Source organism: Gemmatimonas sp. (assembly GCF_027531815.1).
In the GTDB taxonomy this organism is placed as follows: Bacteria; Gemmatimonadota; Gemmatimonadetes; order Gemmatimonadales; family Gemmatimonadaceae; genus Gemmatimonas.
Genome location: NZ_JAPZSK010000004.1, coordinates 189,921 through 214,343, shown reverse-complemented (window position 1 = coordinate 214,343; position 24,423 = coordinate 189,921). Strand labels below are relative to the sequence as shown.

Below are 24,423 nucleotides of genomic sequence, written 5' to 3'. Positions count from 1 at the left end.
AATCCGTACCGCGGCCGGCTCACCGGCGTCCATCACCCCTCGCGCGGGGCGATGCGTACTCCACGCGACGCCGGACGCTGGACGACCCGGACGGCCAGCAGCACGGCGGCAATACCACCATAGAGCACCGGCTCGGCAATGTCCTTCTTGACGGCCCACAGGAAGTGCAGGCAGGCGCCGATGACCGAGAGGTAGACCAGGGAGTGCAGCCGGTTCCAGCGAGCCCCCCCCAGCTTGCGAATGGCGGCCTTGGTCGAGGTCAGGGCGAGCGGCACCATGAGCAGGAACGCCGCCATGCCCAGCGTGATGTACAGGTGCTTGGTGACGTCCTTGAGGATCTCCGGCCAATCGAAGAACCAGTCGAGCACGGTGTAGACACTCAGGTGACCGAGCGCCCAGAAGAACGCCGCCAGCCCCAGAAAACGCCGCTGCGCGACGAGCCATCCCCACCCGGTCAGGCGCATGAGCGGCGTCACCGCCAACGAGGCGATGAGAAAGCGCAGCGCCCACTCGCCGGTGAGGCGTTCGAGCCGGTCGATGGGGTCGGCGCCCAGCTGGTCGAGCAGCAGCTGGGCCACCAGCACGGGCGCCGGCAGCAGAACCAGCGCCCACAGGGCCGGCCGGATGAAGCGCCGAACGGTTCGCTCGGCGCGTGAGGCGTCCACGGGCAACGGGTCAGTAGTTCCGACGGAGGTCCATGCCGGTGTACAGCGACGCCACCTGGTCGGCGTAGCCGTTGAACATGAGCGTGGGACGGCGCAGGAACTCGCCAATGCGGCGCTCCTTGGCCTGACTCCAGCGCGGATGATCCACCTGCGGGTTCACGTTGGCGTAGAAGCCATACTCGGACGGAATGGCGTCACTCCATGTGGTGAAGGGCAAGCTGTCGGTGAAGCGGATCTTCACGATGCTCTTGATGCCCTTGAAGCCGTACTTCCACGGAACGACCAGGCGTAGTGGAGCGCCGTTCTGGTTGGGCAGCGGCGCCTTGCCGTACATGCCGGTGGCCAGCAGCGTCAGCGGGTGCATGGCTTCGTCGAGACGCAGCCCCTCCTTGTACGGCCACTGCAGCACCGGATACTTCTGCCCCGGCATACGCCGCGGGTCGTACAGGGTGGTGAACTGCACGAACTTGGCACTGGGCAGCGGCTCGAGGCGGGTGAGGACATCCCGCAGCTGCACCCCGCGCCACGGAATCACCATGGACCACCCTTCCACGCACCGCATACGGTAGGTGCGGTCGTACAGGGTGAGCTTGGCCAGCAGGTCGTTGAGATCCCAGGCCGTGTTGGGATTCTTCACCAACCCTTCCACGGTCACCGTCCACGGCGTGGTCTTGAATCCCTTGGCGTTTTCCGCCGGATCCTCCTTGCCGGTCCCGAACTCGTAGAAGTTGTTGTACGTGGTGGCGTCCTCCTCGGGCGTCACCTTGTCCTCCTGCACACCGCCGGTCGCGGCGAGTGCCTGCACTGCCGACGGGGTGAGCGCCGTACCGAGCGCGAGCGCCCCGGCTGTCCCCATGAACTGTCGGCGGTTCTGGTAGACAGACTCCGGCGTGATTTCGGAGGACGGAATGTCGTCGGGTCGGCGGATAAGCATGGGCGGATTCGTCGGAAGTGAGAGACCTGTATCTTAGCGTTGAGGCGCGCGAAGGGTTCCCGACACCCCGCCCCTGCCCCGAATCCCCGGATTTGTGCCATTCCCCCCGGTCCTCTCCCCATGCGCTACAGCTCGCTCGGCACCACCGGCCTCTCGGTTTCCCGCCTCTGCCTCGGCTGCATGAGCTATGGGGCGTCGGCGTGGCGCCCCTGGGTGCTGGATGAAGACGCCGCCCGGCCGTTCTTCCGTCGGGCGATCGAGGCGGGGATCAATTTCTTCGATACCGCCGACATGTACTCCCTGGGGGTGAGCGAGGAGGTCACGGGGCGCGCCCTGCGTGACTATGGCCGCCCCGACGAGCTGGTGATTGCGTCCAAGGTGTTCTTCCCCCTCTCGGACCGCCCCAACATGGGCGGCCTGTCGCGCAAGCATATCGTGCAGGGGTGCGAGGCGAGCCTCCGCCGGCTGGGCGTGGAGACGATCGACCTCTACCAGATTCACCGCTTCGACCCGGTCGTGCCCATCGAGGAAACACTTGCCGCGCTCGACCATCTCGTGCACAGCGGCAAGGTGCGGTACATCGGCGCCAGCTCGGGGTTCGCCTGGCAGTTCGCGCAGGCGCTCAGCGCCAGTGAACGCCACGGGTGGGCCCGGTTCGTGAGCATGCAGAACCACTACAACCTGCTGTACCGCGAAGAAGAGCGGGAGATGATCCCGCTGTGCGCGAAAGAAGGGGTGGGGCTCATGCCGTGGTCCCCGCTGGCTCGGGGGCTGTTGGCGGGGGCGCGCCGCGGCGTCACGGACCGCGAGTCGACGGTGCGCGCCGCAACCGACAGCTACGGGCACGGGCTCTACGACGACCAGGTGAACTGGGACATCGTGGCGGCCGTGCGTCGGGTGGCCGACGGCCGCGGGGTGCCCATGGCGCAGATCGCGTTGGCGTGGCTGCTGTCCCGGCCACAAGTGGCCGCGCCGATCGTCGGCGCGACGAAGGTGCACCAGCTCGAGGAAGCGCTGGGGGCGGTATCGCTCGAGTTGTCGCAGGAGGAGATGGGCCTGCTGGAAGCGCCGTATCGGCCGCAGCCGGTGCGGGGCATCATCTGACGGTTGGGGTGGCGGCGCACCACGCCACCACCCTAGTCCAGCGTCTTCGAGAACCGCCGCACACTCACGGTGAACAGCGTTCCCGCCAGCACGCACAGCGCGCCCAGCTGCACCAGCAGATCCCGTACGCCCACGCCCTTCAGCAGCACCCCGCGCAGGATGTCGAGGAAGAAGGTGAGCGGAAGCAGCAGCCCAAGCCACTGCGCCGGCTCGGGCATGGCGGCGCGCGGGAAGATGTAGCCGCTCAGCAGGATGTTGGGGAGCATGAAGAAGAAGCTGAGCTGCATGGCCTGCGCCTGACTGCGCGCCACGGTGCTGATGAGCAACCCCACGCCGAGTGACGCCACGATGAACACGAGCGCGAGGGCGTACAGCAGCGCGAGGTTGCCGCGCACCGGGATGCCGAAGAACAGCACGCCCAGCAGGAGGATGACACTCATCTGCACGTAGCCCACCATGACGAAGGGCACGAGCTTGCCAAGCATGAGGCTCGACTTGCCGATGGGCGTGACGATCAGCTGTTCGAGCGTGCCGCGTTCGCGTTCGCGCACGATGGCGGTGCTCGTGATGAGCGTCATGGTGATGGTGAGCAGGATGCCCACGATCCCCGGCACGATGAAGGTGGCGCTCCGCTGCGCGGGGTTGTACCAGGGGCGCACGCGGATCTCCACCGGCGAGCGCAGTTGGTATCGCTGCGCCAGTAGCTGCGCCCCGCGTGCCTGCGCCGCCAGCTGCGCGCCGGCAATGGCGGCCCCACTCGACTGCGGGTCGGCCGCATCGATGAGCAGCTGCGCCACCCCGGTGTGCCCGCCACGGATGTTGCGCTGGTAGTCGGGGGGAATCACGAGCGCCACGCGTGCTGCACCGCGCTCGATCCAGCGCCGGGCCTCGGCGCGATCCGAGACCCGCGTGATCACGCGAAAATTGTCGGTGTTCTGCAGCACCTGCACCAGCGCACGGCTCTCGCTGGTTCGCGATTCATCCACCACCACGGTGGGGAGCCGACGTACATCCGTCTGGATGGCATACCCGAAGAGCACCAGCTGAATGGCCGGCAGCCCCGTCATGAGCGCGAACGTGAGGCGGTCGCGCCGCAGTTGAAGGAACTCCTTCCACAGCATGGGCCACACCGTCCATCGGCGCAGGCGGTCCAGCCACGCGCTCACGGCAACCCGCCCGCGTGCGCTGCGGCTTCATCGCGCTGCTGCAGCATCACGAACACGTCTTCCACTGTTTTCGCGCCGAACTGCTGCACCACTTCTGCCGGTGTCCCCAGGCCAATGAGATGACCGCGCGACAGGAAGGCGAGCCGCATGCACCGTTCGGCCTCGTCCATGTAGTGCGTCGTCACGAGCACGGTGGTGCCCGTGTTCGCGAGATCGTAGATGGTCTGCCAGAAGGTGCGCCGCGCCGCGGGATCCACACCGGCCGTGGGTTCGTCGAGGAACACCAGGTCGGGGTGGTGCGCGGTCGCGCAGGCGAGCGCGAGCCGCTGCTTCCAGCCGCCGCTGAGCGTGCCGGCGCGCTGTCGCAGTCGCTCGCCCAGCCCCAGCAGCTGAATGTGCTCGGCCAGCCGCTCATCGCGCGCGCGACCGACCAGCCCGTACACGGAGGCGTAGAAGCGCAGGTTCTCCGCCACGGTGAGTTCGTCGTAGAGGCCATAGCGCTGCGACATGTAGCCGATGCGACGGCGTACCTGCTCGGGCTGGGTGGTGATGTCGAACCCGGCCACCTCGGCGGTACCGCTCGTGGGGAGCACCAGACCGCACAGCATGCGAATGGTGGTCGTCTTGCCGGAACCGTTGGGCCCCAGCAGGCCGAACACCTCACCGCGCCGGATCTCCAGGTCGAGGCCATGCACGGCCACGAGCGTCCCGAAACGCTTGTGCAAGGCGTGGGTGCGCACCACGAGCGGCGTATTCACTTCGCGGGCGGCAGGGTCACCGTAATCGGCATGCCGGCCCGCAGCCGGTCACCGGCATCCGCGAACTCCACCTTCACGCCGAAGAGCAGATCTTCCCGTTCCTGTTCCGTCAGCGCCACGCGCGGCGTGAATTCGGCGCGCGTGGCAATGGCCGTGATACGCCCCCGAAAGGTCGTGCTGTCGCCGTCGAGGCGTGCCGCCAGCGTGTCCCCAGCCTTGAGCCGCGGCAGCACGAACTGCGACACGTAGATGCGCGCCCACGGACGGGTGGGCTGCCCCACGGTGAGAGCGCTCTGGCCTGCAGCGAGCACTTCGCCTGGCTCCACGTTGCGGCTCGAGATCACGCCGTCCACCGGCGACACGAGCACGAGGTCGCTGGCCGTCGCCTTCCACGCGTCCACTGACGCTTGCGCCCCGCGTGCCTCGGCGGCGGCCGCGCGGCGCCGTTCGCTGCGCGCGCCATCTCGCACCAGCCGCAGCGCTTCGCGCGCCGCGTTGCGACGGCTGGCCGAACTTCGCGCGGCGGCGCGTGCGGCATCGAGGGTGGCACGACTCACGTCGCCCTTCGCGGCGAGCGGCTCGAGCCGTGCCAGATCGGCCGCGGCGCGTGCGGCGTCGGCGTCGGCCACCGCCAGTTCCTGTTCGGCCCGCGCAATCTCTGCCGGCCGGGGACCGTTGGCCAGCTCCTGTGCGGCCGCATCGGCCGCCGCCGCCCGCGCCTCCGCCTGGGCCACCGCGGCAGTGAGGGTCGGCGTGGAGAACACCGCGAGCGTGTCCCCGGCGCGCACCGCGTCCCCCTCCTGCACCAGCACGCGAACCGCCCGCGCCACCTGCAGGGGACCCACGTTCACTTCCACCATCTCGAGAGTGCCGACCGCGGTATCCAGCCCCGAGTTCGGCGAGCAGGCCGTCACGAGGGCCGGGAGCAGACACCGCAGCCCCATCTGGCGTACGCAGCGATTGGTCATCCCCCAAATCAGCACGCCCGCGCCACCCGGAGCCAGACCCGCCACCCCTCCCCCGTCCTGCTACCTTTCAATGTCATGTCTAATGCCCTCCTCGATCTGCCCCCCGCACTGGCCCGCACGCTGAAGCAGTTTCGACTGCTGGAGCGTGAGGACAAGATGCAGGCGCTGCTTGCCTGGTCGAAGAAGCTCGAGCCGCTCCCCGAGCGCTTCGCCGCTCTCGACCGTGCCGCGTTCACCGTGCCCGAGTGCCAGACACGCGTGGACATCTTCCCCGAGCACCGGGACGACGGTACGCTGCACTTCTACGCCGATGTGAATGCCCGCCAGTCCCCCACGGTGGCGGCCGTGCTGGCAATCGTGTTCGCCGGGGTGAACGACCAGCCACCCGCCGTCACCCTCGCGCTCCCCGCCGACCTCGTGCGCCTGCTCATGCAGGACATTGGCCTCGGCGCGCGCGAAAGCGGTCTCAATGCCATGATCGCTCGTCTCAAACGGTTCGCGACGACTGACTGATCGCTCCGGAAGCAGAAGAAGGCGGTGAGGATGAAGGTATCAGGCTCCTTCGCCCTTCCCCCTGCTCCCCTGCCCCCTGCCTCCTCCCTTGTCATTACCCCCCTCCATTTACCCCCATGCCCATCACCATCACGGTCCGCAAGAACGGTTCACTTGGCATCAACGCGGAAGACGCCGCCCAGATTGTCCTCGTCGACCACGAGGGGAACGTCATCCCGCCGCGCGCGGAAGGTCGTCCCATGTCGCTCTGCCGCTGCGGCGCGTCCAAGGTGAAGCCTTTTTGCGATGGCGCACACAAGGAGGCCGGCTTCTGTGATCCCCTCGATGCCGTGGCGCCCACCGACGCCACGCCAACGCAGGGCTGAGGCACGACGATGCGGGGAACGGCGCTGAACTGGTGGGCGTGGGTGGAAACGGTACTGGTCGTGATTCTCGGGACGCCCGTCGTCGCGCTCATCTGGCTGTTCACCGCACCGTTCGACAAGGGGCGCTACGCCGCCGGGCGGGCCTTCCGCCTGGTCGGCGTCACCGCCATGCGGCTCAACGGACTCTGGCGATTCCGCACACGCGGGACGCTGGCGGATCCGCGGCGGCCGTACGTGGTGGTCGCCAACCACGAGAGCTATGCCGACGTGTTCCTCATCAGCTGCTTCCCGTGGGAAATGAAGTGGCTCAGCAAGGACACCATGTTCAAGATCCCCTGCATGGGCTGGATGATGCAGATGGCGGGGGACATCAAACTGGTGCGCGGAGATCGTGACAGCACGATCAACGCCATCGCGCAATGCCGTGATCGACTGGCCAAGCGCGTAAGCGTGATGATCTTCCCCGAGGGCACCCGCTCCAAGACGCAGGAGATGCTGCCGTTCAAGGACGGCGCCTTCCGCCTGGCCATCGAGAGTCAGGCGCCGGTGCTCCCGATCGCCGTGGCCGGAACACGCAACGCCATGGCCAAGGGCACGTTTCGCTTTCTTCGCGCACATGCGGTGGCACAGGTACTCGAGCCCATCGACACCGCAGGCATGACGATGGACGACATCGGCCGGCTCAAGCAGATGGCGCGGGAGCGTATCGACGCCGGTCGGCGCGCGCTGGCGGCCGAACTGGGCATTGCGATGCCGCCCGTGGCGACGGAGGCGACGGCTGCGGTGTAGCTGGTATACCGGCTCGTCCCCGTTATCCGTGGCTTCTTGATCTCTCAACTCTCCGGGAATGTCCGCCGTCGACAGCGCCCCCACCACCGAAGACTCGCTCGAGGCGCGCCTTGCCGCCCCCGACGAAGAGACCGTCGCCGCGCTCGAGCAGCTCGATGGTGACGTGATCATCCTCGGCGCCGGCGGCAAGATGGGACCGACGGTGGCGCGTATGGCGCGTCGTGCGATTGCCGATCGGTCGCGACGCGTGATGGCAGTCTCCCGCTTCAGCGATGCCACCGCCGCCGCCCAGCTCGAGGGGCAGGGTGTGGAGGTCATCCGCGCCGACCTCGCCGATCCGCGCGCCGTGGCCATGCTCCCCGATGCACCGAACATGATCTGGATGGCCGGGCAGAAGTTCGGCACTGCCGGTGATCCGGTAGGCACGTGGACACACAACGTGGTGGCCAGCGTGCACGCGGCCGAGCGGTATGCGCAGAGCCGCATCGTCTGCTTCTCCACCGGCAACGTATATGGCCGGTCGCTGGTGACGCGCGGCGGGTCGCAGGAGGGCGATGCGCTGGTGCCCGACGGCGAATATGCCGCCAGCACGATCGGCCGCGAGCGGGTATTCGAGGGAGTGGCGCGACGCAGTGGCTCGCCGTTGCTGCTGTATCGGCTGTTCTACGCGTGCGACCTGCGCTACGGGGTGATCACCGAAATTGCGCGCCGCGTGCTCGAAGGCGAACCGGTGGACGTGACGACGGGTTGGGTGAACATGATCTGGCAGGGGGACGCCAATCGCCTCGCCCTGCGCGGGCTGCTCATGGCCAACAACCCGGCGCTGGCGCTCAACGTAACCGGCCCCATGGTGCGTGTGCATGAGCTGGCCGAACGTATCGGCCGGCACGCTGGGATCACGCCCCGGCTCGTCGGCGAAGAGCAACCGGATGCACTCATCGGCAACGTGGACCGGCTCGCCGAGTATCTCCCGTACACGGCGCTGCCCCTCGACACCCTCTGTGCATGGGCCGTGCAATGGATCCGCAACGGTGGACGCCTGCTGAGCAAGCCCACCAAGTTCGAGGTACGTGATGGGAGGTTCTGACATGAACCTCGCGTTCAATGTGCGCGCGCATCTGCAGGGCGGGCACGTAATTCCGGCCCACCCACTGGCGCTGACCCCCATGCGCGACATGGACGAGCGCCATCAGCGGGCGCTCACGCGCTACTATGTGGCCGCCGGTGCCGGGGGGATGGCGGTGGGGGTGCACACCACAGGCTTTCCCATTCACGACCCGAAGATCGGTCTCTATCGCCCGGTGCTCGAGCTTGCTGCGGAGACAGCTGATGCGTCACTGGCCGGTACATCGCGGCCGTTCGTGCGGGTGGCCGGGCTCATCGGCGATACGGCGCAAGCATTGCGCGAAGCGCAGATCGCGCTCGCCCTCGGCTATCACTGCGGCCTGCTCTCGCTCGGTGCGTGGCGTGACGCCACCGACGAAGCGATTCTCGCGCACTGCCGGCGTGTGGCCGAAGCCATTCCGCTGTTCGGCTTCTACCTCCAACCGGCAGTCGGTGGCCGACGGCTCGACTATCGGTTCTGGCGCGAGTTCGCCGAAATCGCGAACGTGGTGGCCATCAAGGTGGCACCCTTCGATCGCTACGCCACCCTCGACGTGGTGCGCGCACTCGCTGATGCGGGGCGCGACGATATCGCCCTGTACACCGGCAACGACGATGCGATCGTGGCCGATCTGCTCACGGACATTCCCGTGTCGAGCGGGGGCCGTGCCTACACGCGCCACTTCGTGGGCGGCCTGCTCGGACAGTGGGCCGCGTGGACCCACACCGCCGTGCAGATGCTCGACGAAATCAAGGCATGGCGCGCACGTGGTGAGGCGAGCATGCCGCGCGAGTGGCTCACGCGCGGCGCGGCGCTCACCATGGCCAACGCCGTGATTTTCGACGCCGCGAACAGCTACAGCGGCTGTCTTCCTGGCATTCTCGAGATCCTGCGCCTGCAGGGACTCGTGCGCGGCACCTGGACGTACGACACGCACGAACGGCTGTCACCGGGGCAGGCGGAGATGCTGGCGCGATTGCCCGTGCTGTATCCGGAACTCACGGACGATGCGTTCGTGGCCGAGCATCGGGATGGCTGGCTGAGTTAGGGAGACTGCTCGTCCGAGGCTCCGAGGCCTCCCCCGAGTTGCTCAACCCACCTGAGGGAGCAGCCGAGCGTGCCAGCTGGCACCGGCCGGCTTCTCGAACTCGCGGCGCCAAGCACCGACGGTGACCACCGTGGGATCGAACACGTGGGTGTCGGCGTGAATCGTGCCCGCCGCGCCAGCCGCGCGGAAGGCGGGCCGATCGGCCACCGCCACGGCGCCCTGCGCGTCACGCCAATACACCGCGCCCGTGCCCACCATCGAGGTACCGAGCTGCACCTCGAGCGCGCGCAATGCGTGAAAGAGGGCATCGATGGAGCAGCCGGAGGCGTTGCTGGCCGCTTCGTCCACACCGATGGCAAGGAACCGATCGTCGCGCCAGTCGCGCGCGCAGACCAGCGGCACGCCATGTGCGCGCCAATCCCGCAAATGGGCGTCCACGGCGGCCAGCAACATCTCAGCGGCGGCCCCCGTGATGGGAGCCGCCGCTGCAAAGACCCACACGCGCGCTTCATTTGGCAGCGCGTCGAACGGAATGATCGGCATGCCGCAGTTTACGGGTTCTTCGAGGTCCCCGGCAACTGCATCATCGGCATCGCGCCACCCGTCACCTGCGGCATCTGGCCGTTCCACCGCTTCGCCATTTCGTACTGCACCAGCGTGTTGGTGATGCTGCGCGAGAGCAGGTCGTTGGCCTTGGCCTGCGCTTCGGCCTCGGTGAGAATGGCCTTGGCGCGCCCCGCCGCCTTGATGCTGTCACCCTGCGCCTGGAAGGTGTTCTTCTGCAGTTCGTTCTGGGCGGTGAGCGCCTGTTGCGACATGACGTTCTTGAGCGAGATGGCGTCCATGACGGCCTTGGGCGCCCGGAACTCGTTGAGGGTGAACTGCCGCACGGCGATGCCGTACGGGTCGAGCCGCTTCTGCAGCGCCGCCTGCGTACGCGTGACCGTCTCGGCCTTCTTCGGGCCGAGAATGTCGGCGATCATCTCCTGCCCCACCGTTTCCTGCAGCGACTGCCGGATGGCCTGCTTGATGAAGCCGTGGGAAATGGTCTGCACGTCGGTGCGGAACGTCTGGTAGAGTGCCGGCACCTTGGTCCCTTCCAGTTCGAAGGACATGGACACGTCGAGCGACAGCGGCTGCCCCTCGATGGAGTTCACATTGATTTCGTCGTTGTTCGGCGAGCCATCGGTGCTTTCCCGCGTGAGCACCAGCGTCTGCATGAACGTGGGGTACTCCTGAATGGCCGTGAACAGCGGATTGCGCAGGTGGAAGCCTGGCCCCAGCGGCTTGGGGTCCACGCCGCCCCCTGCCCGATTGATCACGATGCCCACGTGCCCCGGCTCGATGTAGGCGATGGTGGGGCGCACGAGCAGGATGGCCACGACCAGTCCAGCGGCGACGAGGCCCAGCTTCTTGAAGGCGCCACCGCCACCACCGCCGCCGTTGGACTGCAGCGAATTGCGCATGGAACTGCCGAGGGAGCTCTTCAGCCCCTCGAGCGTATCGTCAAGTGATGTGGCCATGGACCGTTTCCTTGTAGCAATGAGGACAAAAAGGTTCACCCGAGGGCAGCCGCACGAGGTCATCCTCCTGCTGCAGCCCGTGAATGGGACAGGTCAACTCCGCCTGCTTGTCAATGCGCTTGCGGTTGGCCGACTGACGGAGACGCCGGCCTACCGGGGTGATACCCAGCGCGGTGACGAAAATCGTCCCCACCACCGCCACCAGGGCGATGAAGAGGACGGTCTCGAGGATGATCACGTTCATGTACTAGACCCTACGATTGACGCGCGAAAAGGTGTCAAAGTGCGACAGGCGCCCCTGGCGACGTTCCAGACAACGGGAACGTCAGCCCCCGGACGCGCCCAACTCGAAACGCAGCATGGACTCGAGCGACGGGTGCCGCCAGCGGAAGCCGTGGCGTTGCAGCACCCCCGGCACCACCCGCTGGCTCGCGAGGACGGTACTGTCGGCCAAGTCGCGACCCAGGGCGAGCCGCAGCGCGAAGGCCGGGGCCGGTGCGAGCGCGGGACGCGACAGCACCCGGGCGAGCACCCGCGTGAAGTCGGCGTTCGTGACCGCCTCCGGCGCCACGAGGTTCACGGCACCGGCAATGTCGTCGCGCATGAGACAGAAGTGCATGGCGCCGAGGTGATCGTCGAGGGCGATGGGGCTCACCCACTGGGTCCCATCGCCCAGCGGTCCGCCAAGGCCCAACCGGAAGAGCGGGGCCTGTTTGGCCAGTGCCCCGCCGGCCGCGCCCTGCACGATGCCCGTGCGCAGGTGCACGACGCGAATGCCCGCCCGCTCGGCCGGTTCGGTGGCCGCCTCCCACGCGCGCCCCACGTCGGCCAGGAAGTCGTCACCGAAGCGGCTGCGCTCGTCGAGCACCTCGTCGCCACGTGAGCCGTACACCCCAACGGCCGACCCACTCAGCAGCACCTGCGGCTTGCGCGACAAGCCGGCCAGGGTGTGCGCCAGCAGCGACGTGCCCTCGACGCGGCTGTCGCGAATGGCACGCCGGTGTGCGTCGCTCCAGCGCTCGGCAATGTTTGCGCCGGCCAGATGGATGACGGCGTCGACCCCGTCGAGCGCCGCCGGGTCGAGGACCCCGCGCGCGGGGTTCCAGCTGATGTCCACCTTTCCCGGCTGGACGGGGCCGCGCCCGATGCGCAGCACGTCGTGGCCGCCGGTGCTGAGAAACGCGGCCAGCTGTGTGCCGATGAAGCCGGTAGCCCCGGTTATCGCGACGCGCAGGCGCGGCCGCGCCGCGAATTCGGCGTGACGCTCGAGGTCGCCGACCGTGACCGCGTGACGGTAGGCGAAAACCCGGGCCAGCGTGCTGTCGGCGAAGCGGCCGGCGACCACGTCGCCGAGGGCGCCCAACGGCAGTTCGTAGACAATGTGGTCATCGAGCACACTCGCGTGCTCACCGTCTGCTTCGAACGCGTGCGTGTGCACCCACGAGCGAAACGGCCCCGCGAGCAGCACGTCGCGAAACTGGCGGTTCTCGAGGTAATCCCGATGTTCGAGATGCCACGTGGTGGGTACCGGCCCGGTATGCACGCGCAGCTCCACACGCGCGCCATCGCGAATGCCGCCCACCTGCGATACCACCTCGGGGCGATCCCACGGTGGGGACAGCCGCTGGAAGGCGCCCGGGCGCTCGTGCCAGGCGAACAATTGCGTTACCGGCACCGGCACGTGCACCCGCTTGCGAAACTCCGCCATCACCAGCCTCCGGCATCCTCCAGATCCAGCACACGCCAGCAGTACCAACTGGCAACGCTCGCCCAGGGGCGCCAGTTCCGCGCCAGTTTCGTGAGACGTTCCGCATCGGGCAGGGCACGCGTGCGATAGATGCGCTGCGCGCCCTGGCGCACCCCGAGGTCGAGCACGGCGCGCAGCGGGTCCGAGGACAGGCCACAGGCGCAACCGGCGCAGGCGGGCGTACCGCAAGCGGCCGGTAGGCCGGAACGGGGCACGCCCTACATGCTCGCGCTGAACATGATATGGGCCTTCGGGGTCCCCGGCAGCATGAGCCACGGCTTGGTGTCCGACGGCACCGTGCTGAGCCCGGTGGAGGCGGCGGTCGCGAAGGGCACGTACACCACGAACAGTGAGCGCCCACCCTTCACGCTGCCCGTGGCCGCATCGTACGACTGCGCGAAGATCTGATAGAGCGCTGCCGGCGCCGTGGGCATCTTGAGCGCCCCGGACTTCGCCTCGGCGAAGCGTACGGTGTCCACCTGCGCCCCCGTCACGCCCTGCGCGCGGAGCGCCCGCCCGCGGGCCATGAACGGCTCCATGCTGTCGGCGTAGCAGGAGACGTGGAACTGGGCCTCGGCCGGATCATCGGCCAGACAGAGCATGCCGTTCCGGGTGGGGCGGAGCACTTCCAGCTTCCCGGGGGTTCGATATCCCATCACCCCGGCGCCCTCGCGCATTTCCTTGGGGAGCGGGAGCACGGCGGCGGTGATCTGCTCAGCCGCAGTGCGCGCCGGCTGTGCCTCCAGCCAGGACACCATGGTCACGAGGCCGACGAGGGCGACCACGACGGGGCAACGGCGCATCAGGGGGATCTCCGGTGAAAAGGCAGCGATTCTCGGTGGCCGGCATCAGGGGCCGCCGGGAACGCCGGGGCCGCCGGGTCGCGGACCGGCTGCGGGCGGTCTCCCCACAACATGGAGCCGAGCGCGCAGCGTGTCACGCGTGGCGCCGGCCGAACTGCCCCGGACCCGTGCCTCAGCCGCGCCAGTGCGGCAGGCGGATGATGAACGTCGTGCCCTTGCCGGGGACCGACACCACGTCGACGCGGCCGCCGATGCCCTCGAGGTTCCGACGCGCCACGTCCAGCCCCACCCCCCGGCCGGAGATGTCGCTGATCTCTTCGGCCGTCGAGAAGCCGGGGGCGAAGAGCAGATTGAAAACCCGACGGTCGCTCAGGCGCGTGTCGCTCCCGACGAGCCCCATCGCGACGGCCCTGCGCAGGATCGTGTCCCGGTGGAGGCCACGTCCGTCGTCGCTGAGCTCCACCACGACATGGCCGGACGCGCCATAGGCGTGGACGCGCACCGTTCCGTGCGCCGGCTTGCCGTGCGCCGTGCGTTCGGATGACGGCTCGATCCCGTGGTCGACCGCGTTGCGTACCATGTGGACCAGCGGATCGCCCAATCGGTCCACGACCGTTCGATGCAGTTCGAGGTCGTCCCCCACGGTGACGAACCGAACCGACTTGCCGACCTGCGTGGCGGTGTCACGCACCACGCGCGCCAGCCGCTGGAAGATCGGCCCCAGCGGTACCATGTGCATCGACAGGGCCAGCGTCTGCAGTTCATGCACGATCGCCCCGGTGTGCAGGACATGGCGCAGCAACTTGCGCGGCGTGCCGTTCCGGATAGCCTCGTCGCCGGCGATCTGCCCCTGGACGATCACGAGTTCGCCCACCAGATCGATGAGCCGATGGAATCGATCGCTCCGGACGCGGATGGTGGACACGAGCGCTCCCGCATCGGGGACGCCGGCAGCGGGCGCGCGGCCAGCGGGCGCACCGGCGACGAGCGTTGGCGGGAAGATGTCGTCGACGCCGACGCGCGCCGGTTCGGCCTCCCCGGCGGCCACACGGGTTGGCCCATAGTTGGCGAGCGCGTCGTGCAGTGCGACATACCCCGACGGGACGGGCATGTCGCCGTCACCACGGAGGGCCCGATCCACGCCGGAGAAGAGCTCCCTGAGCATGTCGGTTGACTGCAGGGCCAGATCGGCACAGTCGCGCGTGAAGGTGAGCTCCCGGTCGCGCACACGGCTCAGCAGCGACTCGGCCTCGTGCGCGAAGCGCGTGATGCGCGCAAGCCCGAGGCATGCTGCCGTCCCCTTCACCGTGTGAAAGGCGCGGAACGCCCGGTTCATCGCCTCCCCGTCGGTTGGATCGACCTCGAGCGCGAGCAGCGCGGCCTCCGCGTGTGCCATGCACTCGCGGCTCTCCGTGAGGAACTCCGGCAGCAGATCCAGATCGGCATCCGCGGGGAGCCGGTCGATGCCGGCCCCGCCGGCCGTGGACGGCAGCGGTAGCGTGGCCTCGTCGTGGAGGTTGAGGGCAGACATCGGTGATGGCAACGACAGGGATCCCGTGGGAAGGCAGTCAGCACACTCGGTCATTAACGGCGAGTATCGACGCGTACGCCGTCCGGCTTTACCGCCCACGCATACCCCGGAACAACGAACGGCCCGTACCGGATGGTACGGGCCGTCGTCGAACAACGTGCGACCCGGGGGGCGAGTCACACGCGGCGATCGGAGGCAGTCAGGCGGCAGACACCTGTGCCGACGTGAAGATCTCGTCGGCCAGATGCTGCCGTGCTTCCGCATTGCGCGTCGTGGCGTTCGGATCGTAGGTCATCGCCTCCGGCACGGCGCCCGAGCTGGCCGGCAGCGCAGCAACACTGAGCGTCGTGGAGAACAGGGTCGCGAGGTCCGTCAGGCGGGTTTCCATGTCCATCAGCACGGTCGAGGCGTGTGCCAGCTGCTGCGCCGTGATGTCCTGGAACTGCAGGGCACCCGTCATCCGGAACAGCTCGTCCCGCAGCGTCGCGCGCAGCGCCTTCGCCTTGCCCGGGTCCGCTGGCTCGGTGGTATCGATCACATCGAGTGCATCCACGATGTGGCGGGCACGGTCGCACGCGTCGAGGATATCGGTCGCCGCGTCCTCGGTGGCCGCCGTGACGGCCCGGATCCGCTCGTGGGTATACTGGAGCGTCCCGCACGCGCTGCGCTGCCGCGCCTCGCGCACGTCACGCAGATGGGCGAGCACGGTGTGAATCTGCTGATTCGCGCGCTCGAGGATCAGCGGCAGCTCGGCGACGCTCGCGGCCGGATCGGTCGAATCGCGCAGCTGATCGAGCTCCTGATCGACGAGGCGCAGCGCCGCCTCGGATTCGTAGTACGCCGCGTGGGCGCGGGCATCGGTCATGGCACGGTCCTCAGGCCGCCGCCGCCGGCAGGAGCGCATCGATCTTCTCCTTCAGCACCTGCGGGGTAAAGGGCTTGACGATGAAATTGCTCACCCCCGCGGCCATAGCGACGAGGATGTCCTCCTTCGCCGACCGGGTCGTCACCATGAGCACGGGCACCTGTCGGCCGTCGGCCCGCAGGCGGAGCGCCTTGGTAAACTCCGTTCCCGACATGTTGGGCATATTCCAGTCGGTGATGACGAACCGCACCGAACTGTCGAACCGGGCGAGCGCTTCCAGCCCATCGCCGGCTTCGACGGTGTCATGGAAGCCGATGCGCTGCAGCGAGTTGATGACGATCCGGCGCATGGTTGCCGAGTCGTCCACCACGAGGAACTTCATGGGGGCCGGCCTCCTACGTCAGCCAGAGGGGAGAAGGCGCAAACGGAGGACCGCAAGCGGGTCAGAGATCACCACGTGTGAGCATACGCCGGGCGACCTGGTCCACCACATCGAGGGTGTTGTAGGCGCCGGACAGCACCCGCTGCCGGAGTTCGGCCACGCGCTCGGGGTCGAACGGGTCGTTCTGCTCCGCGTTCAGCCGACGGGCTGTATCCGAGATGCGAACCGAATCCGCCTTGACCGGCTTGGCATCCGGGACTTGGCTGACTTCCTGCGCGGGACGCGGACCGGCCGGGGTGCCCACCGGCGCCACCCGCAGCGAGTCGATGTAACCGTTGATTTTGATCATCAGGATCCTCCTCCTCTGTGAGACTATCGGCAGCGCCGACCGGTAACTTGAGCAGCCGGGTTCATTCCGGTCACCAGAACGCGATACCCCCATCCGCCGACGTGCGCCGCGGGGGTCATCCGACGATCCGCTTCACGGGGCGCGCAGGGTACCGGATGTCGAGGGTGGGCGGCGACGCCATCTGCATCGCCGGATCCGGCTGGAACTGAACCGGCGCCCCGGTGGCCCAGGGCCGCCCCACCGTGCCCGTCACGAGATGGGCCGCCCGCACCCGCAGCTGCTCCACCTCGTCGGTCGCCAAGAGCGCATCCTGTTCGGCGGCGGCGTCGAGTTCGTCCAGCTTCTCCTGCAGCAGCTGATCGAAGCGTTCGAAGGCGATGCTCACGGGAGCATCCTCAGCGCCGGCGGTCCACGAGCCGAGCGCCCCCGGCCGTCCCGTAGGCCGCCCCAGCGGTCGAGGCCCGCTGGACGGACTCCAGTTCGTTGCGCAACGCCTCAGCCCGGCGGCCCACCTTGGCGGCCAGCTCCATCGTGAGGTGGTGGGTGGTCTCCACGGCCGCGCACACGTCCCCGACCAGCGCGTCGGCGTCGTCCACCACCCGCTCGGTCGCCGCGAACAGGGCGCTGTCGGCGGTGGGACGCTCCTGCCGGAGCACCACCAGCTGCTCGGCCAGATCCTGCAGCAGCAGCTCGTGCTGCGCCAGCAGCGCGAAGAACCGGTCATCATCGACGGTCGACGCCACCTCGCCTTCCATTTCGCGCGCCAGCGCATCGGCGCTGATGCACAGCGCGAGCGCGGAGCGGGCGGCGTTGGAGCGGCGGGCCGAGAGGGCGAGCGACGCGTCGACGGGGCGCATGCGAATGAATGCCGTTCGGGGGGCGTGTCGGGTCAGGCGCTCTTGCGCGCGGCCTTCTCGGAGGCCAGCTGCTCGGCCGCACCGACGAAGCCGTCCCGCAGCAGGCTTGCGATGTTGACGAGCTTGCGCATGACGTGGACGTCACCGCGCTGCCCGATGTCGACCAACTCGTACAGGAGATACTGGTACAGGTCGGCCAGCTGGTTGGCAAGCGCACCGCCCTGTTCGAAGTCGAGCGTACCCAGCAGCTCGGTCACGATGTCGCGCGCGCGACGCAACGACGTCAGACGCAGTTCGACGTCGTTGCGCTCCATGGCGATGCGCGCGCGCTCCAGGTTCACGACCAGCTGTTCGAACACAATGACGACGAGCTTGTGCGGCGACGCCGCGTGGATCTCCATTTCCCGGTAGCTCGACGACTGTGAGGCGTAGGACATTGGACCGAAGTGGCTCAGGGGAGGGGGCTCGGGGCGACGCACATCGCCCCACGCTTTCGAGTATCGGCTACTGCTTGTTGCCCTGAAGTCCCTGCATGCTCGCCAGCAGGGACCCGCTCTGCTGCTTGAGCTTCGACACGGCCTCCTCCATACGGGTGTACTGGATGATCAGCTGCTGCCGGCGCGCCTCGAGCCGCTTCTGCGCGTCGGCTTCGCGACGCCGGAGGGTGATGGTGCTCTGCGTGATGGTATCGAGCTGCACGCTGATTGAACCGTTCCCGAACGAGGTCGCGGCGTCGGTGGCCGTGACGAACGCTGTCCCCAGGCCGGTCATGCCGAAGAGCGTCTCGACCTGGGTGGGCGCCGACGTCATGGCCGTCTTGAACGTGTCCTCGCTGAAGGTGAGGAGACCATTACGGTCGAGCACCAACCCCACGCTGACGGCGGAACTGTAGGTGGCATTGCCGGCCACCTGGGTGCGCAGCGACGCCGTGAAGCTGTCCACCACGCGCCGCAACGTGCTGTCGGCATACAGCGGCGCCCCGGGCACTCGCTGCTCGTCGAAGAACTTGCGGATGTCGTTGTAGGCATCGCGGAAGGCCTTCACCGCGTCCGTGGCACCCTTCACGTCGCGATCCACCGTGACATCGATGGCCGTGCCCGGCTCGGCCGTGAGGAGGTTGAGGTTCACGCCGTTGATGGCGTCCGTGATGGTGTTGGACGACCGCACGACCTCCCGGCCATCCACGCGGATCACCGCATCCTGGCCGCGCTGCAGTTCGCGACTGCGCCCGACCACCGCCGTGGTCGCGGTGGCGAGCGATGCGGTGGAGCCGCTGGCCCGGGTGATGCTCAGGGCGAGCGACAGCCGCGAGGCGCCGCCCGTCTGGTCGGTGAGGCGAATCCGCCCATCCTCCCCGAGCGCCGCCGTGGCAGGGCGCGCCCCGGCCCCGAAGCCGCTCGTGGCATCGTTGAGCCGGTTGAGGAGCGTCTGCATGGTGTCGCCGTTCTGGACGACCAGTCCGAAGGTCACCGCCGTGCCGTCGCCGCGCGTGCCGCGAATGTTGATCGCGTCACCAACCGCGAGATTGGGATCCACGCCGTCCACCTTGAGCCCCGTCAGCAATGACGAGGTGGTGGCCAGGTTCTCGCTGGCCCCAGCGGTGCGAATGAAAACCCCGGTCTGCATCGTCTGCCGTACGAGCCCGGCACTGCCGGCCTGGAATCCGAGCGCGTCGATCACATCCTCGGAAGAAGGATCACCGGCCACGGCCGAAACGCTACCATCCACCACCAGGCGGTAGCGGGTCTCGTTGCCATACTGTTCCGACTCCACCGACGCCGAGCCGCCGGCCGCGTTGATCTTGGCCGCAATACTCGCGATCGATTCCGTCGCCAGGTCCGCCGTGACAACCACGTCGCCGACGCGGATCTGAGCCGGCTGGGGATAGACGGACATGCCCATCGCCGCCGCCGCAGCCATCGTGGCGGACGAAATGGGCTTGGAGCGCGTGTCGACGAACCCGAGGTCGCGCGTGATGGTGCCGGTGATGTCAGCGGCCGTCACGTTGGTCGCGCCGGCCGAGTTGGCCGTGAGGACCAGGCGCCCCGCCGTCCCACCCTCGTTCACGATCGAGGCCGTGACCCCGGCGTTCGCCTCGTTGATCTTGGTCCGGATGGCCTCGAGCGAATCGGTCGCCGCCACGCTGATGGCGGTCCCGTTGATCGAGAACGATCCCGTGAGATTGCGCGCGGCCGTGACGTCGCTGAATGAGCGCCCGGACCACTTGGCGGTATCCGCCAGCTGCAACACCTCGACGCGGTACCGCCCGGCGGTCGCGTTGGTCGTGGGCGTCGCCGACAGGAGGGTGCGCGACGTCGACGGGCTCGACGGGACCGACGCGGAAAAACCACCAAAGCCCGTGCGCCGGAGTGCGCGGGCGTTGGTGTTGAGCGTTTCGACCAGCTTCTGCAGCTTGGTCCACGCGTCTTTCTGTTCGCTGCGGGCGGTGATCCGACTGGTGATCGGGGTTACCGAGCGGGCTTCCAGGGCCTTGATCGTCGAATCGACGATGTCGTTCCACTGCATGCCGCTACTCAGGCCCCCGATGTTCATCGAGGTGGACATGGGTTCCTCTCAGCTGTGCATCTAAGGCCAGTCCCCGGGACCAGCAGAAACGCCGGCCCCGGGGAATCTCACGTCAGGAGAACGCGGGTTTAGCGAAGGAGCTGGAGAATGCCCTGGCTGCCCTGGTTCGCCTGCGACAGCATGGCCTGCGCCGCCTGCGTGAGGATGTTGCTGCGGGTGTAGTTGGCCATTTCCTCGGCCATGTCGACGTCACGGATGGTGGACTCGGCCGCGCGGACGTTCACGACCGCCGACTTGAGGTTCTGCACCGTGTAGTCGAGCACGTTCTGACCGGCACCGATGTTGCCGAGCACCGCGTTCACGACGTCGAGCGCCGCGTCGGCATCGGCCAGGGTCGAGGACCCGGTGAGCGCCGACTGCGTGAGGCTGGCATTGATGGTGATCGTGCCGTTGGTGCTGCTGTCGGACACCTGATAAACGATCGACCCGAACACCGCCGTGCCCTGCAGGTTCGACGAGTTCTGGATACGCGTGGCTTCCGTGGAGAGGCTCGCGATTTCGGCGTCCATCGTGGCGATGGTTGCCGTGCTCGACGTGCCGTTGTTCTTCTGCACGATGAGCTCCTTCTGACGCTCGATGATGCGGCCGATGATCTGGGCGGCACCTTCCGCGATCTGGAGCATGGCGTTGCCCTGCTCGGCGTTCGCCGCCGCCTGGGCGAGGGCACGGCCCTGCGTCCGCAGCTTGTTGGCGATCGCCAGACCGGCGGCGTCGTCGGCGGCGCGCGAGATGCGCAGGCCCGACGCGAGCTTCCGCATGCTGCTGTCCATCGCCATGTTGTTGACGAAGGCGTTGCGCGAAGCCGTGAGGGCGCCGACGTTGGTATTGATACGCATGGTACTATCCTCCGTGATGTGTGTGTCGAGGCATCCGTGCCTCGTTCCGCGTCCGACGTCCGGAGCGCGGTCAGTGCACAGTCTCGGAGCCGGACCGCGGAACTTGAGCGGACGAGCGATTCCGACCGGAGTTCTGGCCCAACGTCTCACACTCCCGGCACACCCGTCCCGCGCTCGGCGCTCGGCGTCACACCGGGGGGCTCCGCCGCCTCCCCGCCCGCGCGGACTCGGCAGGATCTGCCGACCAGAGACAGGGCGCAGGCGGCAGCCCGTGCCGATTGGCCACCGGAATGTCTCGCAAGTGTTTATTTTACAAGTACTTGCATTGGCACGATTCGTGCTCGAGGTGACGGAAACGTGAATGGCTCGCGTCCGAGCCGATCTCCCCCTCCGCCCCGTCCGCTCCGCATGCGACCCCCCGCGCCACGCCCCCCTCGGAACGCCAGACTCGCCGCCCACGCGCGCCCCGGGGAACGCCCGTCCGCTTCGCGCTGGCAGGCGCGGTACCGCGAGGCGCGCGAGGTGGAGCGCGCCGGGGATACCCCGGCAGCCATCGCCATGCTGGAGGAGGTGGTCGCCGTCGCGCCCAACGAGCACGTGCCGCATCACGATCTGGCGGTCCTCTATCGCCGCGTCGGACGGCTGGCAGACGCGCTCCGGGAGTTCCACGCCGTGGCGACGCTCTGCCCGCACGACAGCACGGCGGCGAACGACGTGGCCGCGGTCCTCTCGCAAATGGGGCATCAGCCCCTCGCCTTCGCCTCGGTCGAGCGCGCGCTGGCGCTCGACCCCACGAACGTGGCGGCCATGCACAACCTGGCCGAAATCCTCAAGCACATGGGCGACGCCGCCGCCGCCCGGGACGTGTACGCCGCCGCGCTCGCCCTGGCACCGAACGACGCACGGGCCCGCATGCAGTACGGCATGGTGCTGGTGGCGCTGGGGGCATGGCCGGCCGGTTGGGCCGAGATGGAGCACCGCGAAGAGGCCATCGGGGTCGAGGTGCTGTACCGCGAACGCCCGCAGACCCCCCGCTGGACGGGGCGCGAACCCCTAAGCGGGAAGCGGCTGCTCATCGTGCACGAGCAGGGATTGGGTGACAGCATCATGTGCGCCCGCTTCGCCGCCACCCTCGCCGCGCGCGGCGCCACGGTGCACCTGAGAACCATGGAGCCCCTGCTGCCTCTCCTGAGCGCGGCGCCCGGCGTGGCCGAGTGCAGTGTCGACGGCACCCCGCTGCCCGACCATGACCTGCACATCCCCCTCATGTCGCTGATGCACGCGCTCGCGATCGGGCCGGAGGGGCTCGACGGCGCGCCCTATCTCGCCCCGCAGGGCGCATGCCCGCCGCACCTCGCCGAGCAGCTCCCGCGCGACGGGGTGCCCACGGTCGCCCTCACCTGGGCGGGGAATCCCCAGCACACCAACGATCATCGTCGCTCGATGCGCGGGGCCCAGCTGGCCCCGCTGCTGCAGCTGCCCGGCGTGCGGTTCGTGGCCATGCAGAAATCCCCCGCGGTGGCCAGCGCCCTGCCGCCGGAGCTGCAGGACCGGCTGGTCGACGTGGGAGCCCAGTGCCACTCGTTCAACGACACGGCCCATGCGCTGCAGCGGGTCGACCTGCTGGTGACCGTCGACACCTCCGTGGCGCATCTGGCGGGTGCCACGGGCGTACGCACGTTACTCTGCTTGCCGTTCTGCCCCGACTATCGCTGGGGGGTGAGCGGCGAGCATTCCCCGTGGTACGACAGCCACACCATGCTTCGTCAGCGGGATGCGTCGGGGTGGGATGGCGTGCTGGGCGACGTGATGGCCGCGGTCCGGCAGTTGCGGGATCGCGGCTGAGCGCGGCCCGCGGCGGCGGTCGTGAATTCCGCCCGGACGACGGGTCGCAGCGAGACCGTTCCGATCTCGCCTGGATTCCCCGAAGAGGTACCCCCATGCCGGTTGCCATTCTCGCCGGCCGACCAGTTCAGGAGCTCGATGCGCCTGCGGCGCGATCAGCCCTGGGCCACGGGATCGTCCTGCAGCGGATACCGCGAGAGGTCGACCGCCTCGGCCAGACCGAACTGCTCGTCCCGATTCACCACCTGCTTCACCAGGCACGTGCTCAGGTTGAACACGAGCGGAGCGCGGAAATTGGCGGTGACCGACCCGCCGGCCGCTCCGGGCAGGGCGACCAGCACCAACGCCAGCGCATCCGATTCGTTCACCAGCGCCAGCTCATCGCGCTCGTGGTCGGTGAGATCGATGCTGTACCCGTCGACCGCCACGAACGGATCGGCGAGCACGAAGGTCGTCGCCGAGTCGGTGGTGGAAAGGAACCACCAGAGCCCCTGACGGGCTGCCGGCAACAGCGCGAACTCGCGATGCGGCTCGAAGCCCCACATCGGCGTGGTGAAGCGCATCACCGCGTCGGCGGGCACCTCCATCGCGCCGAGGGGGTGAGCAATCGCTACGGGGCCGCGAGACTGTTCCATGGCAGCAGTGCTCATGTGGGTCAGAGGTAATTGGTGAGGGTGAGGCCAAGGATGCGGGAGGTCGCGCTCATGGCCGCCTGGTACAACGTCTGCTTGCCGACCAGTTCAACCATCGCCTTGTCGACTTCGGTATCCCGGAGGTCCGAGCGATACACCGTGAGATCGAACTCGAGGGTGTCGAGGCCGGTCCGCGCGTTCTGCATTTCGTTGATGCGAGCGCCCTGCGTGGCCACCAGCGCCTGTACGTTGCTGTTGGCGCTCGTTACCCGATCGGTCGCTGCGCGAATGGCCGCGGCGTCGTTCGCCCCCAGGGCATCGGAGAGTGCGCGCAGCGCATCGAGCGCATCGGAGTCAAGGAAGATCTGCGTGGCGTTGTGATTCGGCGTCACGAATCGCCCGTCGCCGACTTCGATCGTGATGGCGCCGCTCGGATTGACGGGATTGCCGCTGCTGTCGATCAGGCGGGAGAACCTGCCGGTGGCCGGCGCCGGCGTCTGCAGGGGCGCCTCGGTGGCGCGGGTCCCGCCGAAAAGGTACTCGTCGCCGTAGCGGGTGTTGCCCAGGTTGGCCGAAAGATTGATGAGCTGATCGACCTCCCGCTTCGCGGCAAGACGGGTTGCGGCGTTCGCCGTCGCGTTGGCCTGCGCCACGCCCAGCTCGCTGGCCCGCGTGAGCGCGCTACCCAGCTGGTCGAGCACGGTTTCTTCGGCCTGCGCCCGGGAAATCCCACCATCGGCATTCCGCCGGAACTGGCCGATGGCCCGCATGGAACTGCCGATGCGCACCAGCTGCCCCCCGTCGAGGGGACTGTCCGACATCTTGCGAACGCGCACACCGCTGGAGATGTCCTCGCGCACGCGATCGATCGCCTGCAGCGTCTGCTGCACGCGGAGCTGGCTGCGGAGGGTGATGGTCGAGTTGGTGACGCGCATGGGCGACGGGGCTGAACGACGGAACGATCCCCGGCCGGGAATGGCGGGAGGATGGTTGTACGGGGAAGTATCGGTGCGCCGGGGAGCGGCTTAACTGACGTGCCCCGTCTGCAAGGG

General features: G+C 68.2%; 29 protein-coding genes. 7 read left to right on the top strand and 22 right to left on the bottom strand.

Translation table 11 applies throughout. The features are described from left to right. Positions 1 to 32: 32 nt before the first annotated feature. On the bottom strand, positions 33 to 665 hold the full coding sequence (locus O9271_RS04855; protein WP_298266595.1) for a protein-methionine-sulfoxide reductase heme-binding subunit MsrQ: 633 nt from the start codon (positions 663 to 665) through the stop codon (positions 33 to 35). Between the two features lie 10 nt (positions 666 to 675). After that, positions 676 to 1,599, bottom strand: coding sequence for a protein-methionine-sulfoxide reductase catalytic subunit MsrP (gene msrP / locus O9271_RS04850; RefSeq protein WP_298266593.1), 924 nt, complete (start codon positions 1,597 to 1,599; stop codon positions 676 to 678). Positions 1,600 to 1,719: 120 nt separating this feature from the next. Between msrP and O9271_RS04845 the strand changes: the two genes are divergently transcribed. Then, positions 1,720 to 2,703, top strand: a complete 984-nt coding sequence (locus O9271_RS04845; RefSeq protein ID WP_298266591.1) for an aldo/keto reductase — start codon at positions 1,720 to 1,722, stop codon at positions 2,701 to 2,703. 32 nt (positions 2,704 to 2,735) lie between these two features. Here O9271_RS04845 and O9271_RS04840 read toward each other — a convergent pair whose 3' ends face one another. Genes O9271_RS04840 through O9271_RS04830 form a run of 3 tightly spaced genes read right to left on the bottom strand, consistent with a single transcriptional unit; the run spans position 2,736 to position 5,595 of the window. Continuing rightward, a complete protein-coding gene (locus O9271_RS04840) occupies positions 2,736 to 3,869 on the bottom strand; it encodes an ABC transporter permease (RefSeq protein ID WP_298266590.1) in 1,134 nt (377 codons plus the stop codon). Further along, the gene (locus O9271_RS04835; RefSeq protein WP_298266588.1) at positions 3,866 to 4,627 is read right to left on the bottom strand and encodes an ABC transporter ATP-binding protein; all 762 of its coding nucleotides are present in this window, start codon (positions 4,625 to 4,627) and stop codon (positions 3,866 to 3,868) included. Before O9271_RS04835 ends, O9271_RS04840 begins: the two co-directional genes overlap by 4 nt. After that, positions 4,624 to 5,595 carry an HlyD family efflux transporter periplasmic adaptor subunit gene (locus tag O9271_RS04830; protein ID WP_298266586.1) on the bottom strand — a complete coding sequence of 324 codons (972 nt, stop codon included), beginning with the start codon at positions 5,593 to 5,595 and terminating at the stop codon, positions 4,624 to 4,626. Before O9271_RS04830 ends, O9271_RS04835 begins: the two co-directional genes overlap by 4 nt. Positions 5,596 to 5,670: 75 nt before the next feature. Between O9271_RS04830 and O9271_RS04825 the strand changes: the two genes are divergently transcribed. From O9271_RS04825 to O9271_RS04805, 5 genes are all read left to right on the top strand, one after another. Next, positions 5,671 to 6,108 (top strand): SufE family protein, encoded by a 438-nt coding sequence (locus tag O9271_RS04825; RefSeq protein ID WP_298266584.1) that lies wholly within the window; start codon positions 5,671 to 5,673, stop codon positions 6,106 to 6,108. A gap of 116 nt (positions 6,109 to 6,224) precedes the next feature. Then, positions 6,225 to 6,473 carry a CDGSH iron-sulfur domain-containing protein gene (locus O9271_RS04820; protein ID WP_298266582.1) on the top strand — a complete coding sequence of 83 codons (249 nt, stop codon included), beginning with the start codon at positions 6,225 to 6,227 and terminating at the stop codon, positions 6,471 to 6,473. A 9-nt stretch (positions 6,474 to 6,482) separates the two neighbouring features. Next, positions 6,483 to 7,262, top strand: a complete 780-nt coding sequence (locus tag O9271_RS04815; protein ID WP_298266580.1) for a lysophospholipid acyltransferase family protein — start codon at positions 6,483 to 6,485, stop codon at positions 7,260 to 7,262. A gap of 58 nt (positions 7,263 to 7,320) precedes the next feature. Beyond that, positions 7,321 to 8,349: an NAD(P)-dependent oxidoreductase gene (locus O9271_RS04810; RefSeq protein ID WP_298266578.1), complete on the top strand. Its 1,029-nt coding sequence runs from the start codon at positions 7,321 to 7,323 to the stop codon at positions 8,347 to 8,349. A gap of 1 nt (position 8,350) precedes the next feature. Then, positions 8,351 to 9,415 carry a dihydrodipicolinate synthase family protein gene (locus tag O9271_RS04805; protein WP_298266576.1) on the top strand — a complete coding sequence of 355 codons (1,065 nt, stop codon included), beginning with the start codon at positions 8,351 to 8,353 and terminating at the stop codon, positions 9,413 to 9,415. Positions 9,416 to 9,457: 42 nt separating this feature from the next. Here the strand turns inward: O9271_RS04805 and O9271_RS04800 are convergent, their stop codons facing one another. The 15 genes from O9271_RS04800 to O9271_RS04730 form a co-directional block, all read right to left on the bottom strand. Then, positions 9,458 to 9,958, bottom strand: coding sequence for a hypothetical protein (locus O9271_RS04800; RefSeq protein ID WP_298266574.1), 501 nt, complete (start codon positions 9,956 to 9,958; stop codon positions 9,458 to 9,460). An 8-nt stretch (positions 9,959 to 9,966) separates the two neighbouring features. Further along, on the bottom strand, positions 9,967 to 10,938 hold the full coding sequence (locus tag O9271_RS04795) for a prohibitin family protein (protein WP_298266572.1): 972 nt from the start codon (positions 10,936 to 10,938) through the stop codon (positions 9,967 to 9,969). Beyond that, entirely contained in the window at positions 10,922 to 11,182 is a 261-nt protein-coding gene (locus O9271_RS04790) for a hypothetical protein (RefSeq protein ID WP_298266570.1), read from the bottom strand. Before O9271_RS04790 ends, O9271_RS04795 begins: the two co-directional genes overlap by 17 nt. 81 nt (positions 11,183 to 11,263) lie before the next feature. Beyond that, the gene (locus O9271_RS04785) at positions 11,264 to 12,646 is read right to left on the bottom strand and encodes a TIGR01777 family oxidoreductase (RefSeq protein ID WP_298266568.1); all 1,383 of its coding nucleotides are present in this window, start codon (positions 12,644 to 12,646) and stop codon (positions 11,264 to 11,266) included. Then, on the bottom strand, positions 12,646 to 12,900 hold the full coding sequence (locus O9271_RS04780) for a hypothetical protein (RefSeq protein WP_298266566.1): 255 nt from the start codon (positions 12,898 to 12,900) through the stop codon (positions 12,646 to 12,648). Before O9271_RS04780 ends, O9271_RS04785 begins: the two co-directional genes overlap by 1 nt. A gap of 3 nt (positions 12,901 to 12,903) precedes the next feature. Further along, positions 12,904 to 13,488 carry a hypothetical protein gene (locus O9271_RS04775; protein ID WP_298266564.1) on the bottom strand — a complete coding sequence of 195 codons (585 nt, stop codon included), beginning with the start codon at positions 13,486 to 13,488 and terminating at the stop codon, positions 12,904 to 12,906. A gap of 172 nt (positions 13,489 to 13,660) precedes the next feature. Next, positions 13,661 to 15,019 (bottom strand): ATP-binding protein, encoded by a 1,359-nt coding sequence (locus O9271_RS04770; protein WP_298266562.1) that lies wholly within the window; start codon positions 15,017 to 15,019, stop codon positions 13,661 to 13,663. Positions 15,020 to 15,218: 199 nt separating this feature from the next. Continuing rightward, the gene (locus O9271_RS04765; protein WP_298266560.1) at positions 15,219 to 15,884 is read right to left on the bottom strand and encodes a hypothetical protein; all 666 of its coding nucleotides are present in this window, start codon (positions 15,882 to 15,884) and stop codon (positions 15,219 to 15,221) included. Positions 15,885 to 15,894: 10 nt separating this feature from the next. Next, complete coding sequence (locus O9271_RS04760) at positions 15,895 to 16,266, bottom strand: response regulator (protein ID WP_298266558.1); 372 nt, start codon at positions 16,264 to 16,266, stop codon at positions 15,895 to 15,897. A gap of 61 nt (positions 16,267 to 16,327) precedes the next feature. After that, on the bottom strand, positions 16,328 to 16,615 hold the full coding sequence (locus tag O9271_RS04755; RefSeq protein ID WP_298266557.1) for a flagellar biosynthesis anti-sigma factor FlgM: 288 nt from the start codon (positions 16,613 to 16,615) through the stop codon (positions 16,328 to 16,330). Positions 16,616 to 16,730: 115 nt separating this feature from the next. Next, a complete protein-coding gene (locus tag O9271_RS04750; RefSeq protein ID WP_298266555.1) occupies positions 16,731 to 17,000 on the bottom strand; it encodes a hypothetical protein in 270 nt (89 codons plus the stop codon). 10 nt (positions 17,001 to 17,010) lie between these two features. Continuing rightward, on the bottom strand, positions 17,011 to 17,472 hold the full coding sequence (locus tag O9271_RS04745) for a hypothetical protein (RefSeq protein WP_298266553.1): 462 nt from the start codon (positions 17,470 to 17,472) through the stop codon (positions 17,011 to 17,013). 32 nt (positions 17,473 to 17,504) lie between these two features. After that, positions 17,505 to 17,909: a flagellar export chaperone FliS gene (gene fliS, locus O9271_RS04740; protein ID WP_298266550.1), complete on the bottom strand. Its 405-nt coding sequence runs from the start codon at positions 17,907 to 17,909 to the stop codon at positions 17,505 to 17,507. A 67-nt stretch (positions 17,910 to 17,976) separates the two neighbouring features. Then, positions 17,977 to 20,037: a flagellar filament capping protein FliD gene (gene fliD, locus O9271_RS04735; protein WP_298266548.1), complete on the bottom strand. Its 2,061-nt coding sequence runs from the start codon at positions 20,035 to 20,037 to the stop codon at positions 17,977 to 17,979. 89 nt (positions 20,038 to 20,126) lie between these two features. After that, a complete protein-coding gene (locus O9271_RS04730) occupies positions 20,127 to 20,894 on the bottom strand; it encodes a flagellin (RefSeq protein WP_298266546.1) in 768 nt (255 codons plus the stop codon). Positions 20,895 to 21,302: 408 nt separating this feature from the next. On the opposite strand from O9271_RS04730, the gene O9271_RS04725 reads away from it, so the two are divergent. Beyond that, entirely contained in the window at positions 21,303 to 22,739 is a 1,437-nt protein-coding gene (locus tag O9271_RS04725) for a tetratricopeptide repeat-containing glycosyltransferase family protein (protein ID WP_298266544.1), read from the top strand. Positions 22,740 to 22,894: 155 nt separating this feature from the next. On the opposite strand, the gene O9271_RS04720 is transcribed toward O9271_RS04725, so the two are convergent. Together O9271_RS04720 and O9271_RS04715 are read right to left on the bottom strand one after the other, a co-directional pair. Next, entirely contained in the window at positions 22,895 to 23,389 is a 495-nt protein-coding gene (locus O9271_RS04720; RefSeq protein WP_298266542.1) for a flagellar assembly protein FliW, read from the bottom strand. A 5-nt stretch (positions 23,390 to 23,394) separates the two neighbouring features. Beyond that, entirely contained in the window at positions 23,395 to 24,306 is a 912-nt protein-coding gene (locus tag O9271_RS04715) for a flagellin (RefSeq protein WP_298266540.1), read from the bottom strand. Positions 24,307 to 24,423: the final 117 nt, after the last annotated feature.

What these genes read in the sequence shown, in the direction of transcription:
- O9271_RS04725 (WP_298266544.1), top strand. Translation starts at nt 21,303, where the DNA reads ATGCGACCCCCCGCGCCACGCCCCCCTCGGAACGCCAGACTCGCCGCC.
- O9271_RS04760 (WP_298266558.1), bottom strand. Translation starts at nt 16,266, where the DNA reads ATGAAGTTCCTCGTGGTGGACGACTCGGCAACCATGCGCCGGATCGTC.
- O9271_RS04845 (WP_298266591.1), top strand. Translation starts at nt 1,720, where the DNA reads ATGCGCTACAGCTCGCTCGGCACCACCGGCCTCTCGGTTTCCCGCCTC.
- O9271_RS04745 (WP_298266553.1), bottom strand. Translation starts at nt 17,472, where the DNA reads ATGCGCCCCGTCGACGCGTCGCTCGCCCTCTCGGCCCGCCGCTCCAAC.
- fliD (WP_298266548.1), bottom strand. Translation starts at nt 20,037, where the DNA reads ATGTCCACCTCGATGAACATCGGGGGCCTGAGTAGCGGCATGCAGTGG.
- O9271_RS04820 (WP_298266582.1), top strand. Translation starts at nt 6,225, where the DNA reads ATGCCCATCACCATCACGGTCCGCAAGAACGGTTCACTTGGCATCAAC.
- O9271_RS04720 (WP_298266542.1), bottom strand. Translation starts at nt 23,389, where the DNA reads ATGAGCACTGCTGCCATGGAACAGTCTCGCGGCCCCGTAGCGATTGCT.
- O9271_RS04830 (WP_298266586.1), bottom strand. Translation starts at nt 5,595, where the DNA reads ATGACCAATCGCTGCGTACGCCAGATGGGGCTGCGGTGTCTGCTCCCG.
- O9271_RS04785 (WP_298266568.1), bottom strand. Translation starts at nt 12,646, where the DNA reads ATGGCGGAGTTTCGCAAGCGGGTGCACGTGCCGGTGCCGGTAACGCAA.
- msrP (WP_298266593.1), bottom strand. Translation starts at nt 1,599, where the DNA reads ATGCTTATCCGCCGACCCGACGACATTCCGTCCTCCGAAATCACGCCG.
- O9271_RS04810 (WP_298266578.1), top strand. Translation starts at nt 7,321, where the DNA reads ATGTCCGCCGTCGACAGCGCCCCCACCACCGAAGACTCGCTCGAGGCG.
- O9271_RS04755 (WP_298266557.1), bottom strand. Translation starts at nt 16,615, where the DNA reads ATGATCAAAATCAACGGTTACATCGACTCGCTGCGGGTGGCGCCGGTG.
- O9271_RS04715 (WP_298266540.1), bottom strand. Translation starts at nt 24,306, where the DNA reads ATGCGCGTCACCAACTCGACCATCACCCTCCGCAGCCAGCTCCGCGTG.
- O9271_RS04825 (WP_298266584.1), top strand. Translation starts at nt 5,671, where the DNA reads ATGTCTAATGCCCTCCTCGATCTGCCCCCCGCACTGGCCCGCACGCTG.
- fliS (WP_298266550.1), bottom strand. Translation starts at nt 17,909, where the DNA reads ATGTCCTACGCCTCACAGTCGTCGAGCTACCGGGAAATGGAGATCCAC.
- O9271_RS04815 (WP_298266580.1), top strand. Translation starts at nt 6,483, where the DNA reads ATGCGGGGAACGGCGCTGAACTGGTGGGCGTGGGTGGAAACGGTACTG.
- O9271_RS04800 (WP_298266574.1), bottom strand. Translation starts at nt 9,958, where the DNA reads ATGCCGATCATTCCGTTCGACGCGCTGCCAAATGAAGCGCGCGTGTGG.
- O9271_RS04770 (WP_298266562.1), bottom strand. Translation starts at nt 15,019, where the DNA reads ATGTCTGCCCTCAACCTCCACGACGAGGCCACGCTACCGCTGCCGTCC.
- O9271_RS04765 (WP_298266560.1), bottom strand. Translation starts at nt 15,884, where the DNA reads ATGACCGATGCCCGCGCCCACGCGGCGTACTACGAATCCGAGGCGGCG.
- O9271_RS04790 (WP_298266570.1), bottom strand. Translation starts at nt 11,182, where the DNA reads ATGAACGTGATCATCCTCGAGACCGTCCTCTTCATCGCCCTGGTGGCG.
- O9271_RS04805 (WP_298266576.1), top strand. Translation starts at nt 8,351, where the DNA reads ATGAACCTCGCGTTCAATGTGCGCGCGCATCTGCAGGGCGGGCACGTA.
- O9271_RS04795 (WP_298266572.1), bottom strand. Translation starts at nt 10,938, where the DNA reads ATGGCCACATCACTTGACGATACGCTCGAGGGGCTGAAGAGCTCCCTC.
- O9271_RS04775 (WP_298266564.1), bottom strand. Translation starts at nt 13,488, where the DNA reads ATGCGCCGTTGCCCCGTCGTGGTCGCCCTCGTCGGCCTCGTGACCATG.
- O9271_RS04730 (WP_298266546.1), bottom strand. Translation starts at nt 20,894, where the DNA reads ATGCGTATCAATACCAACGTCGGCGCCCTCACGGCTTCGCGCAACGCC.